Origin of the sequence: Trebonia sp., assembly GCF_049794275.1 — a bacterium.
Lineage (GTDB): Bacteria > Actinomycetota > Actinomycetes > Streptosporangiales > Streptosporangiaceae > Trebonia.
Genome location: NZ_JBARCR010000370.1, coordinates 1 through 1,737, shown reverse-complemented (window position 1 = coordinate 1,737; position 1,737 = coordinate 1). Strand labels below are relative to the sequence as shown.

Below are 1,737 nucleotides of genomic sequence, written 5' to 3'. Positions count from 1 at the left end.
GAGTTCGCCCGCGCCTCGTTCGGCGCCGCCGCGGGAGAGGAGCGGCTCGCGGCCGCCGTGCGGGACACCGGGCCTGGCCGGGTCACCGTGTGACGTGCCAGTGCGCCCTGCCGCTGCCGGAGCCGGGCACCGCGGGTGCACTCTCGTATTGTGGCGCCATGACCATGAGCAGAGTCCGGCAGTTGCGGGTCGTCGTCACGGCCGATGACTTCGACCAGGCGGTCGCGTTCTACCGTGACGTCCTCGGGCTCACCGAGCAGGCCGCGTTCCACGGCGACGGAGACGCGCGGGTGGTGATCCTGGACGCCGGGCACGCGACCCTCGAGCTGGCGAACCCGGCCCAGGCGGCCATGATCGACGGCGTGGAGGTCGGGCAGCGGGTCAGCCCGCACATCAGGCTCGCGTTCGAGGTCGATGACGCGCGGGCGGCCACCGCCGGGCTCTCCGCAGCCGGCGCCGAGGTCATCGGCGGGCCTGCCGTCACGCCGTGGAATTCCCTCAACTCCCGGCTGCGGGCACCGGCGGGCGTGCAGCTCACCCTGTTCGAGGAACTCGGCGACTAGATGAGCGCCAGCCTGACGGCGATCAGCAGCATCGTCGCGGCGATGAGCAGGTCAAGGACCTGCCAGGCGCGCGCGGTGGCGAGCAGCGGGGCGAGCAGCCGGGCGCCGTATCCCAGGCTGGTGAACCACAGCACGCTCGCCAGGCCGGCGCCGGCGGCGAACCACCAGCGGCCCGACGGGCCGTGCGCGTTCGCGATCGAGCCGATGAGCACCACGGTGTCGAGGTAGACGTTCGGGTTGAGCCAGGTGAACGCCAGCGTCTGGCGCACCACCGCGTGCCGGGAACGCGGGTCGTCCGGCGCCGCCCGCAGCGCGTCCCCGCGCCGGGCGCGCCATGCCGAGGACAGCCCGTACCACGCGAGGAACGCGACCCCGAACCAGCGCACGACCACCAGCGCCCATCCCGCGTGCTGCACCACGGCGCCGATCCCGCTCACCCCGGCGGCGATGAGCGCGAGATCGGACAGCGTGCAGATCGCGACGATCACGCCGACGCGCATCCGGCGCAGTCCCTGGCGCAGCAGGTAGGCGTTCTGCGCGCCGATCACGACGATCAGGGAGAGTCCGGTCAGCAGCCCATCAAGAGCGTTGGTCACGGCTTCGACGCTAGGCGGCCGGCAGTGTGAAGGCAAACGAATGTTTCTACTGATCGGTTAGCTGTGCTTAACTTGTCGCCGTGGACCTCAACCCGGGCCAGCTGGACGCCCTGGTCGCCATCGCCGAGCACGGAAGCTTCGAGGCGGCCGCCAGGGAGCTGCACATCACCCCGAGCGCGGTCAGCCAGCGGGTCCGCGCGCTGGAGGCGATAGCGGGCCAGGTGCTGGTCAGCCGGGGCGCGCCGTGCCGGCCGACACCGCACGGCGAGCGGCTGGTGCGCCTCGGCAGGCAGACGCGGCTGCTGTACGACGAGGCGAGCGAGGCGCTCGGCGCGGTGACCACCGTGGAGCTGCCGGTGGCGGTCAACGCCGACTCCCTGACCACCTGGTTCCGCGACGTGCTCGCGACGGCGGCGGGGTGGGATGGCACCGCGATCCGGCTGCAGGTGGACGACCAGGCCTACTCGCAGCAGCTGCTGCGCAGCGGCGACGTGCTCGCCGCGGTGACCAGCGATCCAGAGGCGGTGCAGGGGTGCTCCGTCGAGCCGCTTGGCGCGCTGCGCTACGTGCCCGCGGCC

The 1,737-nt window shown here is 72.7% G+C and carries 3 protein-coding genes; 2 read left to right on the top strand and 1 reads right to left on the bottom strand.

What is annotated here, in order from left to right; genetic code table 11:
- Positions 1-158 precede the first annotated feature (158 nt).
- Positions 159-563: a VOC family protein gene (locus WA805_RS10145; protein WP_422289892.1), complete on the top strand. Its 405-nt coding sequence runs from the start codon at positions 159-161 to the stop codon at positions 561-563.
- Here the strand turns inward: WA805_RS10145 and WA805_RS10140 are convergent.
- Positions 560-1,159, bottom strand: coding sequence for a LysE/ArgO family amino acid transporter (locus WA805_RS10140; protein ID WP_422289890.1), 600 nt, complete (start codon positions 1,157-1,159; stop codon positions 560-562). The genes WA805_RS10145 and WA805_RS10140 overlap by 4 nt on opposite strands.
- A gap of 80 nt (positions 1,160-1,239) precedes the next feature.
- On the opposite strand from WA805_RS10140, the gene WA805_RS10135 reads away from it, so the two are divergent.
- On the top strand, positions 1,240-1,737 hold a 498-nt coding region (locus tag WA805_RS10135), incomplete at its 3' end, for an ArgP/LysG family DNA-binding transcriptional regulator (RefSeq protein WP_425242215.1).

Bases quoted from the DNA above. Each gene is read 5' to 3' on its own strand.
- WA805_RS10145 (WP_422289892.1), top strand. From the start codon at position 159: ATGACCATGAGCAGAGTCCGGCAGTTGCGGGTCGTCGTCACGGCCGAT.